Source organism: Pseudomonas sp. LBUM1660, assembly GCF_059695935.1.
This window is the reverse complement of the sequence record NZ_CP166795.1, coordinates 6,151,574-6,167,103: the sequence shown is the minus strand read 5'-3', so window position 1 is coordinate 6,167,103 and position 15,530 is coordinate 6,151,574. Positions and strand designations below refer to the sequence as shown.

14 protein-coding genes are annotated in these 15,530 nt (G+C 60.2%); 9 read left to right on the top strand and 5 right to left on the bottom strand.

All coding sequences use genetic code 11. The annotated features are described in order from the left end of the window. Positions 1 to 54: 54 nt before the first annotated feature. Positions 55 to 1,488, bottom strand: coding sequence for an aminotransferase-like domain-containing protein (locus ACA068_RS28685; RefSeq protein WP_497306398.1), 1,434 nt, complete (start codon positions 1,486 to 1,488; stop codon positions 55 to 57). 195 nt (positions 1,489 to 1,683) lie between these two features. Here ACA068_RS28685 and ACA068_RS28680 point away from each other — a divergent pair, with 195 nt between their 5' ends. Beyond that, entirely contained in the window at positions 1,684 to 1,929 is a 246-nt protein-coding gene (locus ACA068_RS28680) for a DUF1127 domain-containing protein (RefSeq protein WP_497306397.1), read from the top strand. Between the two features lie 138 nt (positions 1,930 to 2,067). Here the strand turns inward: ACA068_RS28680 and ACA068_RS28675 are convergent, their stop codons facing one another. Then, positions 2,068 to 3,360 (bottom strand): NAD(P)/FAD-dependent oxidoreductase, encoded by a 1,293-nt coding sequence (locus ACA068_RS28675; protein WP_497306395.1) that lies wholly within the window; start codon positions 3,358 to 3,360, stop codon positions 2,068 to 2,070. A 147-nt stretch (positions 3,361 to 3,507) separates the two neighbouring features. Between ACA068_RS28675 and ACA068_RS28670 the strand changes: the two genes are divergently transcribed. Beyond that, positions 3,508 to 3,861, top strand: coding sequence for a YkgJ family cysteine cluster protein (locus tag ACA068_RS28670; protein ID WP_007947437.1), 354 nt, complete (start codon positions 3,508 to 3,510; stop codon positions 3,859 to 3,861). A gap of 141 nt (positions 3,862 to 4,002) precedes the next feature. Here the strand turns inward: ACA068_RS28670 and ACA068_RS28665 are convergent, their stop codons facing one another. Further along, a complete protein-coding gene (locus ACA068_RS28665; protein WP_010465173.1) occupies positions 4,003 to 4,491 on the bottom strand; it encodes an Lrp/AsnC ligand binding domain-containing protein in 489 nt (162 codons plus the stop codon). Between the two features lie 157 nt (positions 4,492 to 4,648). Between ACA068_RS28665 and dadA the strand changes: the two genes are divergently transcribed. The 6 genes from dadA (at position 4,649) to ACA068_RS28635 (ending at position 10,785) form a co-directional block, all read left to right on the top strand. Further along, positions 4,649 to 5,953 carry a D-amino acid dehydrogenase gene (gene dadA / locus ACA068_RS28660; RefSeq protein WP_497306393.1) on the top strand — a complete coding sequence of 435 codons (1,305 nt, stop codon included), beginning with the start codon at positions 4,649 to 4,651 and terminating at the stop codon, positions 5,951 to 5,953. Beyond that, a complete protein-coding gene (locus tag ACA068_RS28655; RefSeq protein ID WP_403099791.1) occupies positions 5,925 to 6,278 on the top strand; it encodes a RidA family protein in 354 nt (117 codons plus the stop codon). Before dadA ends, ACA068_RS28655 begins: the two co-directional genes overlap by 29 nt. Positions 6,279 to 6,382: 104 nt before the next feature. Then, a complete protein-coding gene (gene alr / locus ACA068_RS28650) occupies positions 6,383 to 7,456 on the top strand; it encodes an alanine racemase (protein ID WP_497306391.1) in 1,074 nt (357 codons plus the stop codon). Between the two features lie 126 nt (positions 7,457 to 7,582). Then, positions 7,583 to 8,131, top strand: coding sequence for a cupin domain-containing protein (locus ACA068_RS28645; protein WP_007947433.1), 549 nt, complete (start codon positions 7,583 to 7,585; stop codon positions 8,129 to 8,131). Positions 8,132 to 8,301: 170 nt separating this feature from the next. Further along, positions 8,302 to 8,727 (top strand): c-type cytochrome, encoded by a 426-nt coding sequence (locus ACA068_RS28640; RefSeq protein WP_497306389.1) that lies wholly within the window; start codon positions 8,302 to 8,304, stop codon positions 8,725 to 8,727. A gap of 135 nt (positions 8,728 to 8,862) precedes the next feature. Beyond that, positions 8,863 to 10,785 carry an acetyl-CoA hydrolase/transferase C-terminal domain-containing protein gene (locus ACA068_RS28635; protein ID WP_497306388.1) on the top strand — a complete coding sequence of 641 codons (1,923 nt, stop codon included), beginning with the start codon at positions 8,863 to 8,865 and terminating at the stop codon, positions 10,783 to 10,785. A gap of 129 nt (positions 10,786 to 10,914) precedes the next feature. Here ACA068_RS28635 and ACA068_RS28630 read toward each other — a convergent pair whose 3' ends face one another. Then, positions 10,915 to 11,487, bottom strand: coding sequence for a xanthine phosphoribosyltransferase (locus ACA068_RS28630; protein ID WP_109626693.1), 573 nt, complete (start codon positions 11,485 to 11,487; stop codon positions 10,915 to 10,917). Positions 11,488 to 11,557: 70 nt separating this feature from the next. After that, on the bottom strand, positions 11,558 to 13,567 hold the full coding sequence (gene rep / locus ACA068_RS28625) for a DNA helicase Rep (protein ID WP_010465157.1): 2,010 nt from the start codon (positions 13,565 to 13,567) through the stop codon (positions 11,558 to 11,560). 262 nt (positions 13,568 to 13,829) lie between these two features. Here rep and ACA068_RS28620 point away from each other — a divergent pair, with 262 nt between their 5' ends. Next, a complete protein-coding gene (locus ACA068_RS28620) occupies positions 13,830 to 15,503 on the top strand; it encodes a putative bifunctional diguanylate cyclase/phosphodiesterase (protein ID WP_497306387.1) in 1,674 nt (557 codons plus the stop codon). The last annotated feature ends 27 nt before the right edge of the window (positions 15,504 to 15,530 follow it).

Genomic DNA, 15,530 nt, shown 5'->3' with positions numbered 1-15,530 from the left:
ACGTTCCGATTGGCGGCAAAGGTCGGCATATGGACGCTGGATTCCTGAGAAAGGTCAGTCGTTGATGGGGGGCGTTTCTGCCAGCAGTTTTATCGCTGCGGCGCCGACCTTGCGCACGGCCTCTTCGATCAGCGGGGTCGGCTTGGCAGCGTAGTTCATCCGCAGGCAGTTGCGGTATTTGCCCGAGGCGGAAAAGATGCTGCCAACGGCAATCTGTACACCTTGATCATGCAGGGCGCGATTGAGTTTCAGGGTGTCGAAGCCGTCCGGCAGCTCAACCCACAACATGAAGCTGCCCTGAGGGCGACTGGCGCGGGTGCCGGCGGGGAAATAGCGCGTGACCCAGTCGATCATCATGTCGCGATTGCGTTGGTATTGCGTGCGCACCCGCCGCAAATGCGGTTCGAAATGCCCGGCCTTGAGAAATTCGGCAATCGCAATCTGCGGTTGCGGCGCCGTAGAGCCGGTGCTGATGTATTTCATGTGCAGCACCCGTTCCAGATAGCGTCCCGGCGCGACCCAGCCAATGCGCAGCCCGGGCGCCAGGGTTTTGGAAAAGGAACTGCACAGCAGCACGCGGCCGTCTTCGTCGAAGGATTTGATCGTGCGTGGACGCGGGTAGCTGTAGGAGAGTTCGCCATACACATCGTCTTCGACAATCGCCACGTCGAAACGCTGTGCGAGCGTCAACAACGCGCGTTTGCGCGATTCCGGCATGATGTAGCCCAGCGGGTTGTTGCAGTTGGGCGTCAACTGTATGGCTTTGATCGGCCATTGCTCCAGGGCCAGTTCGAGCGCATCGAGGCTGATCCCGGTGATCGGGTCGGTGGGGATTTCCAGGGCTTTCATGCCCAGGCCCTTGAGGGTCTGCATGGCGCCGTGAAAACTCGGCGAGTCCACCGCCACAATGTCCCCCGGCTCGCAGATGGCGCGAATGCTGGTGGACAGCGCTTCGTGGCAACCGGTGGTCACCACCAGGTCATGGGCGGTCAATTGGCAACCGGAATCGAGCATCAGGCGGGCGATTTGTTCGCGCAGTTCGAGGGTGCCGTAGATGTTGTCGTAATACAGACCGGGCATGTCTTGGCGACGGCTGATGCGCGCCAGGTTGCGCAGCAATGGCTTCATCGTCGGCGTGGTGATGTCCGGCATGCCGCGCCCGAGTTGCACGACGTCCTTGCGAGGAACGGCGCGGATCAATTCCAGCACCTGGTCCCACTGCGAAATATCCACCGGACGCTGGGCCGGACGGCCGATGGCCGGCAGCTCCGGCAATTCGCGACCCACCGGTACGAAGTAGCCGGACTTGGGTTTGGGTGTCGCCAGCCCACTGTCTTCCAGCACGCGATAGGCCTGCTGCACCGTGCTCAGGCTGACCCCATGCTCGACACTCAACGCCCGCACCGAGGGCAGCCGATCACCGGGGCGATAGAAGCCCTGTTCAATACGCGTGCCGAGCAATTCGGCGAGGTTGACGTAGAGGGTCATGGCGCAGTCTCGGTATAGATGATTCGATTGACCAGTACAGATGGGGCGAAATTATAGGATTCAGACGCTAAATCGCTAAATCGCTAAATCGCTAAATCTGTATGGAGTTAATACAGCATTGTTTAATCTGTAATGCTTTTCGGCGTCCGCGCATCATGAAAGCTCTGGCTACCCAAGTAAACAGGAGCAATCAACATGAACGGCTTGAGCGATGTGCGGCTGACGTTACACAGTCAGGAACTGGTGGCAGGGCAGGAAAACGGTGCACGTGAGGCGGTCATGCGCAATGCACCGTCCGGCCTGAGTCGCTGGGGTCTGTTCTGGCATCGTCTGCACACGCGCAGGGCGTTGCTGGAGCTGACACCGCAGCAGCTCAGGGATGTCGGGTTGAGTCGGGAGCAGGCGCGGAAGGAGGGGCTCAAGCCTTTCTGGCGGGTCTGAGTTTTGCGCTGTTCTTTGCAGGCCTCTTCGCGGGCAAGCCTCGCTCCTACAGAGTTAGCGTTGATCTTCCGACCGACGCATAACCTTATAGGAGCGAGGCTTGCCCGCGAAGGCGTCCACAAGAACGCTACAACTTCCTCAGACCAACTCTTTGAGCCGATGCCACAACATCCCCAACGCCAGCAACGGCGAGCGCAAATGCTTCCCGCCGGGGAAGGTGATGTGTGGGACGCGAGCAAACAGATCAAACCCGCCCCCCTGCTGCCCGCTGATCGCTTCGGCCAACAGCTTTCCGGCCAAATGCGTGGCATTCACCCCATGCCCGGAATACGCCTGGGCGTAATACACATTCGGCTGGTCCTTGAGCCGGCCGATCTGCGGCAGTCGGTTGGCACCGATGCCGATCATCCCGCCCCATTGATAGTCGATCTTCACCCCGCCCAGTTGCGGGAAGACTTCCAGCATCTTCGGCCGCATATAAGCGCCGATATCCTTTGGATCGCGGCCCGAATAGTGGCAGGCGCCGCCAAACAGCAAGCGTCGATCCGCCGAGAGTCGGTAGTAATCCAGGGCCACCCGTTGATCGCAGACCGCCATGTTCTGCGGCAGTAGCGAATGCGCCAACTCTTCACTCAATGGCTCGGTGGCAATGATGTAGCTGCCGGCGGGCAGCACCTTACCGCTGAGCTGCGGGTTGAGTTCGTTGAGGTAGGCGTTGCAGCCCAGCACCAGCGTCTTGGCGCGGACCGAGCCTTGTGCGGTATGGACCTTGACCTCGGGGCCGTAGTCGATGCGAGTCACCGCCGAGTGTTCGAACAGCTTCGCGCCCAGCTGCTGCGCGGCGGCCGCTTCGCCCAGGGCCAGGTTAAGCGGGTGAAGATGGCCCGAACCCATGTCGATCAGGCCGCCGACGTAGCGGTCCGATCCCACAACCGAGTGCATTTCATTGGCTTGCAGCAGCCGGGTTTCGTAGCGGTAGCCAAGGCTGCGCAGCTCTTCGGCGTCCTCGGCGAAACCTTCGAGGTCGCGAGGCTTGTTCGCCAGGTCGCAGTAACCCCAGGTCAGGTCGCAAGGGATCTGAAAACGCTCGACGCGCTGGCGGACGATTTCCACCGCTTCCAGGCCCATGAGTTTCATCTGGCGCACGCCGTCCGCACCGATCACGTCGGTGAACTGATCGAGGCCATGACCGACGCCACGAATCAATTGCCCGCCATTGCGTCCGCTGGCGCCCCAGCCGATCTTGTGCGCTTCGAGCAGGATCACGCTGAGGCCACGTTCGGCCAGCTCAAGCGCCGTGTTCAGCCCGGAAAATCCGCCGCCGACCACGCACACATCCGCCACCAGGTCACCTTGCAGCACCGGATGATCGGGCTGCGGCAGGCTGCTGGCGGCGTAGTAAGAGGCAGTGTGCTGGGCACGGGCATTCATGTGAGCGTCCCTGATTCGTGTGTCTATAAAATGTGACGGAGCATAAGCCGGACTTCCCGGCACGGGCAACACTGGTCGGTTCGTGCTGTCTGGATCGGGGCTTTTGCGTCAGAATCCCGGTCTATTCCGCTTTGGGTCACCGCTTCGATGAGCTGCAACAGCCAGAAAATCCGCACGCTTCGCCAGCAGATTCCCTCGTTCGAGTGCGTGCCCGGCTGCCATGACTGCTGTGGGCCGGTGACCACCTCGCCGGAAGAAATGTCCCGCCTGCCGCGCAAGACCCGGGCCGAGCAGGATGCGGCGATGGATGAGCTCAACTGCGTGCACCTGGGGCCCAATGGCTGCACGGTGTATGACGAGCGGCCGCTGATCTGCCGGTTGTTTGGTACCACCAAGACCTTGCCGTGCCCGAATGGGCGGGGGCCGGTGGAGCTGATTCATCCGCGGGTGGAGAAGCAGATTCATGAGTACATGGCTTCTACCCGACAGGTCCTCGTCTGAGGAAAGACCGAGTCGCCTGTAATCGCCAGCAGGCTAGCTCCCACAGTGGATCTGAGTCATGCACAGACTGTGTGTCCGCTGAAGATCAACGGTGGGCGCTAGCCTGCTAGCGATGGGGGTCTGAACAGACACCACAAAGTCTCAATCCGGAATCGGCAGGCACAAACTCTCTTTCACCTCTTCCATCACGATATAGCTCTTGGATTCGCGCACATGCGGCAGCTTGAGCAGGATGTCGCCCAGCAGCTTGCGGTACGAAGCCATCTCGGAAATCCGCGCCTTCACCAGGTAATCGAAATCCCCTGACACCAAATGGCACTCCAGCACATGGGGCAGCTTCAGCACCGCACGTCGGAACTCTTCGAAAGTATCGCCGGATTTGTAGTCGAGGCTGATCTCGACGAACACCAGGAGACTACCCTTGAGGTGCTGCGGATTGAGCCGGGCGTTGTAGCCCATGATGATCCCTTCGCGCTCCAGGCGCCGGACCCGCTCGGTACACGGTGTGGTCGAGAGCCCGACCTTTTCCCCAAGCTCGGTGAAGGAGATACGCCCGTCCGCTTGCAGGATCCGCAGGATGTTGCGGTCTATCTTGTCCAGCTCACGTTTGGTCTGAGTGTTGGTACGCATAGGGGATGCGCCTCCGTGAAAAGGGTTTTTGCCGAGAATTCTCGCCAAATATAGGCAGTTATATAGTGAAAAGCACTGCCTAATCTTTTTTACACTGCGCACATCAATGCTCTACAACTACGAACGTCAGCGGCACGCCGCGATGAGGGATATGAAAATGCGCGTTATGGTCTTGGGTAGCGGCGTCATTGGCACCACCAGTGCTTATTATCTGGCGAGTGCCGGGTTCGAAGTGGTGGTGGTGGACCGTCAGCCAGCCGCTGCCATGGAGACCAGTTTCGCCAACGCCGGCCAGGTGTCGCCGGGTTATGCCTCGCCGTGGGCCGCACCGGGCGTACCGCTCAAGGCTATCAAGTGGCTGTTGCAGCGCCACGCACCGCTGGCGATCAAGGCCACCGCCGACATCGATCAATACCTGTGGATGGCGCAGATGCTGCGCAACTGCACCGCCAGCCGTTATGCGGTGAACAAGGAGCGCATGGTCCGTCTGTCCGAGTACAGCCGCGACTGCCTCGACGAATTGCGCGCTGAAACCGGCATTGCCTACGAAGGCCGCAGCCTCGGTACGACCCAACTGTTCCGTACCCAGGCTCAACTGGACGGTGCCGCGAAAGACATCGCCGTACTGAAAGAGTCCGGCGTACCGTTCGAACTGCTCGACCGCGCCGGCATCGCCCGCGTTGAGCCAGCGCTGGCCAGCGTCACCGATATCCTCGCCGGTGCCCTGCGCCTGCCGAACGACCAGACCGGCGACTGCCAGATGTTTACCTCCCGCCTGGCCGAAATGGCCGTCAAATTGGGCGTGGAATTCCGTTTCGGCCAGGACATTCAGAAGCTCGACTTCGCCGGTGATCGCATCAACGGCGTGTGGATCGACGGCAAGCTGGAAACCGCCGACCGTTACGTGCTGGCACTCGGCAGCTATTCGCCGCAACTGCTCAAGCCGCTGGGCATCAAGGCCCCGGTGTATCCACTCAAGGGTTACTCCCTGACCGTGCCGATCACCAACCCGGCGATGGCCCCGACCTCGACCATTCTCGACGAGACCTACAAGGTCGCTATCACCCGCTTCGATAACCGTATCCGCGTCGGCGGCATGGCTGAAATAGCCGGTTTTGACCTGTCGCTGAACCCGCGTCGGCGCGAAACCCTGGAGATGATCGTCAACGACCTTTATCCTCAGGGCGGCGATCTGGCCCAGGCAAGTTTCTGGACCGGTCTGCGTCCGACCACCCCGGACGGCACGCCGATTGTTGGCGCCACCCCGTTCAGCAACCTGTTCCTGAACACCGGTCACGGCACGCTCGGCTGGACCATGGCGTGCGGCTCCGGCCGTTTGCTGGCTGACCTGATGGCCAAGAAAACGCCGCAGATCAGCGCCGAAGGCCTCGATATTTCCCGTTATGGCACCAAACTTCAGGAGTCCGCAAAACATGTCAATCCAGCGCCAGCTCACCAATGAGCGCATGAGCCAGATCGTTGTCCACAGCGGCACCGTCTATCTGGCAGGGCAAGTCGGCGACGACATGAGTGCCGGGATTGAACAGCAGACCCGTGAAACCCTCGCCAATATCGAGCGTTTGCTCGATCTGGCAGGCACCGACAAGAGCCGTTTGCTCTCGGTGACGATTTACCTGAAAGACATCGACGCGCATTTCGAAGGCATGAACGCGGTGTGGGACAAGTGGCTGCCGAAAGGCGTCGCCCCGGCCCGTGCGACGGTTGAGTCGAAGCTGTGCGAACCGGAAATTCTGATCGAGCTCTCGGTCGTCGCTGCTCTGCCGTAAGCCTGTCAGAAAGATAGAAAGATCCCTCTCCCGGTGCTGTTGGTGGTTCACGCCGTCAGCCAGCGCCGGTTTTTATTCCCATGACCGCCTAGAAGTCTGCCGCCATGCGTCCAGCCCGTGCCCTGATCGACCTTCAAGCCCTGCGTCACAACTACCAGATCGCCCGTGAAGTCACGGGGGCCAAGGCCCTCGCCGTGATCAAGGCTGACGCCTACGGCCATGGCGCGGTGCGTTGCGCCCAGGCGCTGGAAGCCGATGCGGACGGGTTTGCCGTGGCCTGCATCGAAGAAGCGCTGGAGCTGCGCGCAGCGGGTATCCGGGCTCCGGTGTTGTTGCTGGAAGGTTTTTTCGAAGCCGATGAGCTGTCGCTGATCGTCGAACATGATTTCTGGTGCGTGGTGCATTCGTTGTGGCAGCTCGAAGCCATCGAGAACGCTGCGTTGAGCAAGCCGATCACCGTCTGGCTCAAGCTTGATTCGGGCATGCACCGGGTGGGTTTGCATCCAAAGGATTATCAGGCGGCTTATCAACGGCTGTTGGCCAGCGGCAAGGTGGCGAAGATTGTTTTGATGAGCCACTTCGCCCGCGCCGATGAGCTGCACGAACAAGCCAGTGCCGAGCAGGTCGCTGTATTTGAAGCGGCACGTAAAGGTTTGTCGGCCGAAATCAGCCTGCGCAACTCGCCGGCGGTACTCGGCTGGCCGCAGATTCCGAGTGACTGGGTTCGCCCGGGCATCATGCTCTACGGCGCCACACCGTTTGAAGAAGCCAACGCCGTGGCCTCTCGTTTGCAGCCGGTGATGACCCTGGAATCGAAAGTGATCTGCGTGCGTGAACTGCCGGCCGGCGAGCCGATCGGTTACGGCGCCAAGTTCATCACCCCCAAGCCCATGCGCGTCGGGGTGGTGGCCATGGGTTATGCCGATGGTTACCCGCGTCAGGCACCGACCGGCACGCCAGTGATGGTCGCCGGGCAGCGCAGCCAGTTGATTGGCCGCGTGTCGATGGACATGCTCTGCATCGATCTGACCGATGTGCCGCAGGCCGGCCTGGGTTCGACCGTCGAGTTGTGGGGCAAGAACATCCTCGCCAGCGAGGTGGCTGCCGCCGCTGACACGATTCCTTATCAGATCTTCTGCAACCTGCGCCGGGTGCCAAAGCTCTATTCCGAGGGTTAGCGGTCAGCAGTCCGTACCGGAAGTCGCCTAGCTGAACAGGATTCAGGCCAAAGTGTTGTAAATACTGAACGCTGTCGCCATGATAACGCTCAATATTTCTACAACCTGAATCTTGGAGGCGCAAGCTTGGACGTCGGTGAACGACTGCAATCCATCCGTAAGCTCAAAGGTCTTTCCCAGCGTGAGCTCGCCAAGCGCGCGGGCGTCACCAACAGCACGATTTCCATGATCGAGAAGAACAGCGTCAGTCCCTCGATCAGTTCGCTGAGGAAGGTACTGGGCGGGATTCCCATGTCCATGGTCGAGTTCTTTTCCGAAGAAATCCTGCAGGAAAAACCGACGCAGATCGTCTACAAAGCCAACGAGCTGATCGATATTTCCGATGGCGCAGTGACCATGAAACTGGTTGGTCGGGCGCACCCGAGCCGGGCTATCGCCTTCCTCAATGAAATCTACCCGCCTGGCGCCGACACCGGTGACGAGATGCTTACCCATGAGGGCGAGGAAACCGGCATTTTGGTGGAAGGCCGACTGGAACTGGTGGTAGGGCTGGAAACTTTTGTGCTCGAAGCGGGCGATAGCTACTACTTTGAAAGTACCAAGCCACACCGTTTCCGTAATCCGTTCGATGCGCCGGCGCGACTAATCAGCGCAGCCACGCCCGCGAATTTCTAAGAGAAGAGGCGTCCTGCCAGCATCGCTGAGGCGCCCGAACCGTTTTTCCATTGCGCAACAAGACCCCTTCGACTTTGGGGTTGTTTCAGTGTGACGGGGTTACCGTTATACTTGCGCCCGCCTGCGAACCGTGGCCGTAGGCGTGACTAGCCACCATTGAGGGTGAACGCGTGAATCTAATTATGAAAATGCTGGCCGTACCAGCAACCGTATTGGCCCTATGGGCAGTCAGCGCACAAGCAGCGACCAACGACGATATTGCAAAACGCCTTGAGCCAGTCGGCCAGGTTTGTGTGACGGGTAAAGAGTGCAAGGGGATGGAAGTCGCTGCTTCGGCGGGTGGCGATGATGCCAAAACCCCTGACTCAGTGATTGCAAAACATTGCAACGCTTGCCACGGTACAGGCCTGCTGAACTCGCCAAAAATCGGTGATGCCGCAGCCTGGGGCGAGCGCGCCAAAAAAGAAGGCGGCCTTGACGGTTTGCTCGCGAAGGCGATCTCCGGCGTCAATGCCATGCCTCCAAAAGGCACATGCGCCGATTGCACAGACGCCGATCTCAAAGGCGCCATCCAGAAAATGTCCGGCTTGAAATAAGCGTTCATCTTCAGCAAAAAGCCGCTTTCGAGCGGCTTTTTTGTTCCTGCGATTTACTGCCCATGACTGTTCATTGCAGCAAAGACCCGGCAAGCTCGGTCAAACCCCAATTCACCGAATGTAAGGGAGGATCAGATGGTGCAGCTGTGTTCTATCGAGCAGGCGGTCGATGACGTATTGGCGCGGTTGCCGGCGCATATCCACATGGGCTTGCCCCTCGGTCTGGGCAAACCCAACCACTTCGTCAACGCGCTGTTCCAGCGCATCGCGCAGTTGCCCGAACGGCAACTGACGATCTACACCGCCCTGTGCCTGGGCCGTCCGGCCTTGGGCGACGGTTTGCAGAAGCGCTTCCTCGAACCCTTCATCGAACGTGTATTTGGCGATTATCCGGAGCTGGATTTCCTTGCCGACCTGCACAAAGACAGCCTGCCGGCGAACATTCATATCCAGCAATTTTTCATGCAGCCCGGCAGCCTGCTTCATAGTGTGTCCGCTCAGCAGGATTACGTGAGCAGCAACTATAGCCACGCCGCGCGGGACATCAACGCCGCCGGCTTGAACCTCGTGGCGCAACTGGTGGCCAGCCATGCAGAGCACCCGGACCGCCTGAGCCTGAGCTGCAACCCGGACATTACCCTCGACCTGTTCCCAATGATCGCCAAACGCCGGGCGGCGGGGGAGACGATCCTGCTGGTAGGCCAGGTTCACAACGACTTGCCCTACATGCCCGGTGACGCCGAAATCGGCATCGACACCTTCGACCTGCTGATCGACGAGAAGGACAACACCACGCTGTTCTCTACGCCGAACATGCCTGTGGGTTTCCAGGATCACTTCATCGGCCTGCACGCCAGTACGCTGGTGCGCGATGGCGGCACCTTGCAGATCGGCATCGGCGCCATGGGCGATGCCCTGACCGCGGCGTTGCTGGCGCGCCAGGCAGACAATACCGGTTACAAGGCGCTGCTGGCGGATATCAATCTCAGCCAGTGGGCGCAGTTGATCGATCGTGAAGGGGGCGTGGAGCCGTTCGCCAAGGGTCTTTATGGGTGCAGCGAAATGTTCGTCAACGGCTTGCTGGTGCTGGCCGATGCCGGAATCGTGCGGCGCAAGGTCTACCCGGACGTACCGACCCAGCAACAGGCGAATGCCGGCACCCTCGATGAGGCCGCGCAAACCGACGGCATCTCCGTGCATGGCGGGTTTTTCCTCGGGCCGCGCAGTTTCTACGAGCGCCTGCGCGAGCTGCCGCAAAGCAAGCGCCTTGAATTCAACATGACCCGCATCAGCTACATCAACGAGCTCTACGGCCAGGAAGAACTCAAACGCTTGCAGCGTCTGGATGCACGCTTCATCAACACCGTGTTCACCATGACCCTGCTCGGGGCGGGCGTGGCCGATCAGCTGGAAGACGGGCGGGTGCTGAGCGGCGTTGGCGGGCAATACAACTTTGTCGCCCAGGGCCATGCCTTGGAAGGCGCTCGGTCGGTGCTGCTCCTGCGCAGTTGGCGCGAGGCGGGCGGTGAGGTCAATTCGAATATCGTCTGGGAATATGGCCACTGCACGATCCCGCGGCATCTACGAGACATCGTAGTCACCGAATACGGCATCGCCGATTTGCGCGGCAAGACTGACGCGGCGGTGATCGAGGCATTGCTGAATATCAGCGACTCACGCTTCCAGTCGGGGTTGATCGAGCAGGCGCAGAACGTTGGCAAATTGCCGAAGAATTTCCGCATCGATCCGCGATTTGCCAACAACAGCCCGGAGCGATTGCAGGCGATTCAGGCGCTGCATCCGAATTTGTTTCCGGAGTATCCGCTCGGGTGCGATTTCACTGAAGTGGAGAGGGATCTATTGCGGGCGCTGAACTGGCTGAAGAGCAAGTTCAAGCTCACGGAGATTCTGGAGCTGGGCAAGGCCGCGCTGGATGCACCCGAGGCTACGGTGTTTCCCGAGCATCTGGAGCGGATGCAGCTGACCCATCCGGAAGGGCTGAAAGAGGATTTGTTCCAGCGGCTGTTGCTCACCGGCCTGAAGGCCACCGCGCAATAACGCCCAGCGCAAAACCAACTGTGGGAGCCCGCCTGCTGGCGATGGCTGTCTGTCAGTCATGAAGATTTTGACTGACACGACGCCATCGCCAGCAGGCTGGCTCCCACAGGGGAAATGCGGTGTTGCGGGTTATTCGATGAAGGTGACGACGCCATCCTTCAGCGATTGCACGCGAGCCAGGGATTCCACGCGATAACCCTGCGCATCCAGTTCCGCACGCCCACCCTGGAACGATTTCTCGATCACGATCCCCAAACCAGCGACGGTGGCGCCGGCCTGTTTGATGATCGAAATCAGCGCCTGCGATGCCTTTCCGTTGGCCAGAAAGTCATCGATGATCAGCACGCGGTCGCTGCTGGTCAGGTGGCGCGGGGAGATCGCCACGGTGCTTTCGGTCTGCTTGGTGAACGAGTAAACGGTCGCCGACAGCAGGTTTTCGGTCAGGGTCAGGGACTGATGCTTGCGGGCGAAAATCACCGGCACGCCGAGGTTCAGGCCGGTCATGATCGCCGGGGCAATGCCCGAGGCTTCGATCGTGACGATTTTGGTGATGCCCGAGTCCTTGAACAGCGCGGCGAATTCATCGCCGATCAGCTTCATCAGGGCCGGGTCGATCTGGTGGTTCAAAAAGGCGTCGACCTTCAAGACCTGATCGGAAAGCACGATGCCTTGTTCGCGGATTTTCTGGTGCAGTGCTTCCATGAAGCGTTCCTCTACTGGCGCCATGTGCGCCTAGCTTGTCAAAAAATGTTCGGTTAAAAAGTGCTCAATTCTAGCGCTTTAACATCGCCCGTATATCCGCCAATGCGGTATTGCCGCGAACGGCTTTGACTTCAACAGGCGTGTCATCGTTGCCTTCCCACGCCAGGTCGTCCGGCGGCAGCTCATCCAGGAAGCGGCTCGGCGCGCAGTCGATGATCTCGCCGTATTGCTTGCGCTTGGCGGCGAAGGTGAAGGCCAGCGTCTGGCGCGCCCGGGTAATCCCGACGTAGGCCAGCCGGCGTTCTTCTTCGATGGTGTCGGCTTCGATGCTGGAGCGGTGCGGGAGGATTTCCTCTTCCATGCCCATGATGAACACGTAAGGGAATTCCAAACCCTTGGAAGCGTGCAAGGTCATCATCTGCACACCTTCGGCGCCGTCTTCCTCTTCCTGCTGACGTTCAAGCATGTCACGCAAAACGAGTTTGCCGATGGCGTCTTCGACGGTCATCTCGCCTTCTTCGTCTTTCTCCAGCGTGTTCTTCAACGCCTCGATCAAGAACCAGACGTTACCCATGCGGTAGTCGGCGGCCTTGTCGCTGGAGCTGTTGGTGCGCAGCCAGTTCTCGTAGTCGATGTCCATGACCATGCTGCGCAGGGCCGAGATCGGGTCTTCGCCGGCGCACTGCTCGCGGACCTTGTCCATGAAGCGCTTGAAGCGCGACAGGCGATCGGTGAAGCGTGCATCCAGATGCTCGCCCAGGCCGATTTCGTCGGTGGCGGCGTACATCGAGATTTTGCGTTCGGTCGCGTAGTTGCCGAGCTTTTCCAGCGTAGTCGAACCGATCTCCCGGCGTGGGACGTTGATCACTCGCAGGAAGGCGTTGTCGTCATCCGGGTTCACGATCAGGCGGAAGTAGGCCATCAGGTCTTTCACTTCCTGACGTCCGAAAAAGCTGTTGCCCCCCGACAGGCGATACGGGATCTGGTGGTGCTGCAGCTTCAGCTCGATCAGCTTGGCCTGATAGTTACCGCGATACAGAATCGCGAAATCGCTGTACGGCCGGTCGGTGCGCAAGTGCAGGGTCAGCAGTTCCACGGCCACGCGCTCGGCTTCGGCGTCTTCGTTGCGGCAGCGGATCACGCGAATCTCATCGCCGTGGCCCATCTCGCTCCACAGCTGCTTTTCGAATTCGTGCGGGTTGTTCGAGATCAGCACGTTGGCGCAGCGCAGGATGCGGCTGGTGGAGCGATAGTTTTGCTCGAGCATGACGACTTTCAACGATGGGTAATCGTCCTTGAGCAGCATCAGGTTTTCCGGGCGGGCGCCGCGCCAGGCGTAGATCGACTGGTCATCGTCGCCGACCACGGTGAACTGATTGCGTGTGCCGATCAGCAACTTCACCAGCAAATACTGGCTGGCGTTGGTGTCCTGGTACTCGTCCACCAGCAGGTAGCGGACCTTGTTTTGCCACTTTTCGAGGATGTCGGCGTGTTCCTGGAACAGCTTCACCGGCAACAGGATCAGGTCGTCGAAGTCCACCGCGTTGAACGCCTTGAGCGTGCGCTGGTAGTGGGTGTAGACGATGGCGGCGGTCTGCTCCTTGGGATTGCGCGCGTTTTCCAGGGCTTCGGGCGGCAGGATCAGGTCGTTTTTCCACGAGCCGATCATGTTCTTGATCTCGTCGACGCCGTCGTCGCCCGAGTATTCCTTCTGCATGATGTCGGTCATCAAGGCTTTGACGTCGGTTTCGTCAAAGATCGAGAAGCCTGGCTTATAGCCCAGGCGAACATGTTCCTTGCGGATGATGTTCAAGCCCAGGTTGTGGAAGGTGCACACCGTCAGACCACGGCCTTCGCCGCCCTTGAGCAGGGTGCCGACCCGTTCCTTCATCTCGCGCGCCGCCTTGTTGGTAAAGGTCATGGCGACGATGTATTGGGCGCGGATGCCGCAATTCTGGATCAAGTGGGCGATCTTGCGCGTGATCACGCTGGTCTTGCCGGAGCCTGCACCGGCGAGCACCAAAAGAGGGCCGCCGACGTAGCTCACGGCTTCTTGCTGCCGGGGATTGAGTCGGGACATACGAAATCAGGGAGTCGTTTGTGAAATGGGCCGGCATTTTAACAGGCTCAGCGAATTGTGCTGCTCTCTCCGACTTGTGACGCACCACGCTATCTCTATTTGCCGGTTTTGATACTTTCAAGCAGGATGCGCGGTGAGTTTGCGGCTAATGTTCGTATTCCAGACACAAAGCCACGTTTGATAACTGATGTCGTTTGGTCATTGGTTACCGGCGCGGCATAATGCCCGCCGCCTACATCTTTGCAGAGTCTAGGGAGCTAGCTTGTCTACGCCTGTCGAACCCTTGCGTTTGCTGCTACTGGCCGAAGAGCCGGCGTGGGCAGCGTTGTTGCGCGAGTGTCTGGCTCCGATGGGGAGCTCGGCCGTGCTCATCAGCGCGCCGAGCTGGGAGTCGGTCAGCAGTCTTTTCGATGACAACCGCAGCGCGGTGTTGTTGACCATTCCTGCGCTTCAGCCTCTGCCTGGCCGTTGCAGCCTGCCGACGGTGTTGCTGCTCGAGCACGAGCCCCTGACGCCGCCCGATGGTGTGAGTGATTGGCTCGTGCGCGATCATCTCGATCCCGGCATGCTGCGCCGTTGCTTGCGCCATGTGCGCGAACGCGGCTTGCTGGAAAACACCCTGCAACGCCTGGCCGAGCAAGACCCGCTGACCGGCATCGCCAACCGTCAGGGCTTCCAGACCTTGCTGGCCGCGCGTCTGGCGGAAAACGACGGTCGCGGCCTGGCCCTCGGTCACCTTGATCTCGACAACTTCCGTCACGCCAACGATGCCCTCGGCCACCAAGCCGGCGACCGGTTGATCCTGCAAGTGGTCGCGCGGCTGAAAAGCCAGCTTGAGGCCGGCGATCAACTGGCGCGGCTGGGCAGTGACGAATTCGCCCTGCTGATCGACACCCGCCGCGCGCCTCAGCGCGCCGAATGGATGGCCGAGCGGATCACCGAAGCCCTGGCCGAGCCTTACTGGGTCGACGGCGAAAGCCTGTTGATCGGTTCCAGCCTGGGCATCGCCCACGCCCGGGCTCAGGCCGGTGCCGACCCGTTGATGTGGCACGCGCACATCGCCATGCAGCAAGCCAAGAGCACTCAGGGCTGCACCTTTCATATCTTCAACGAACGCATCAACCGCAATGCCCGCAGCATGGCCGACCTCGAAAGCGAGCTGCGCCGGGCGTTGCGCCGTGACGAGCTGGAGTTGCATTACCAGCCGCGCCTGAACCTTGAGGACGGCCAGATCGTCGGCCTTGAAGCCCTGGTGCGCTGGCGGCATGCCGAGCGCGGTTTGCTGGCGCCCAGTGAGTTCGTGCCGCTGGCCGAGCAGAGCGGTTTGATTGTGCCGCTGGGTTACTGGGTGATTTCCCGGGCCCTGCGGGACATGCAGGCGTTGCGCGAGCGTGGTTTGCCGGCGCTGCACATGGCGATCAACTTGTCGTTCCGACAGTTTCAGGACAGCCAATTGCTGTCGACCCTGAGCCGGCTGATCGCCGAGCGCGGTGTCGAGGCGCAATGGCTGGAATTCGAGCTGACCGAAACCGCGGTCATGCGCCGCAGCGACCTGGTCAAGCAGACCATGGATGCCCTCGGGCGCCTGGGCGTGCGTTTCTCTCTGGATGACTTCGGCACCGGGTTCTCGTCCTTCGTGCACCTCAACAGCCTGCCGATTGCCTTGCTCAAGGTCGACAAGAGCTTTGTCGGCGGCATGGAAGAGCGGGAAGAGAATCGCAAACTGGTCCACGCGATGATCAACCTGGCGCACAACCTCAACCTTGAAGTGGTGGCCGAAGGCGTGGAGACGGCGGAGCAGCTGGAGTTGTTGCGCGGGTTTGGTTGCGATCAGGTGCAGGGGTATCTGATCAGCAAGCCGCTGCCGTTGGCGGAGTTGGTTGAATACCTGACGTTCGGTAGCAGCCAGCAGTCCGCCCTGGAAGTCGTGGTTTAAACACGGACATAAATGTGGGAGCGGGCT

Excerpts from the sequence above, each read along its gene's own strand:
- rep (WP_010465157.1), bottom strand. The coding sequence starts at position 13,567 with ATGTCCCGACTCAATCCCCGGCAGCAAGAAGCCGTGAGCTACGTCGGC.
- alr (WP_497306391.1), top strand. The coding sequence starts at position 6,383 with ATGCGTCCAGCCCGTGCCCTGATCGACCTTCAAGCCCTGCGTCACAAC.
- ACA068_RS28635 (WP_497306388.1), top strand. The coding sequence starts at position 8,863 with ATGGTGCAGCTGTGTTCTATCGAGCAGGCGGTCGATGACGTATTGGCG.
- ACA068_RS28665 (WP_010465173.1), bottom strand. The coding sequence starts at position 4,491 with ATGCGTACCAACACTCAGACCAAACGTGAGCTGGACAAGATAGACCGC.
- ACA068_RS28670 (WP_007947437.1), top strand. The coding sequence starts at position 3,508 with ATGAGCTGCAACAGCCAGAAAATCCGCACGCTTCGCCAGCAGATTCCC.
- dadA (WP_497306393.1), top strand. The coding sequence starts at position 4,649 with ATGCGCGTTATGGTCTTGGGTAGCGGCGTCATTGGCACCACCAGTGCT.
- ACA068_RS28630 (WP_109626693.1), bottom strand. The coding sequence starts at position 11,487 with ATGGAAGCACTGCACCAGAAAATCCGCGAACAAGGCATCGTGCTTTCC.
- ACA068_RS28685 (WP_497306398.1), bottom strand. The coding sequence starts at position 1,488 with ATGACCCTCTACGTCAACCTCGCCGAATTGCTCGGCACGCGTATTGAA.
- ACA068_RS28680 (WP_497306397.1), top strand. The coding sequence starts at position 1,684 with ATGAACGGCTTGAGCGATGTGCGGCTGACGTTACACAGTCAGGAACTG.
- ACA068_RS28675 (WP_497306395.1), bottom strand. The coding sequence starts at position 3,360 with ATGAATGCCCGTGCCCAGCACACTGCCTCTTACTACGCCGCCAGCAGC.
- ACA068_RS28655 (WP_403099791.1), top strand. The coding sequence starts at position 5,925 with ATGTCAATCCAGCGCCAGCTCACCAATGAGCGCATGAGCCAGATCGTT.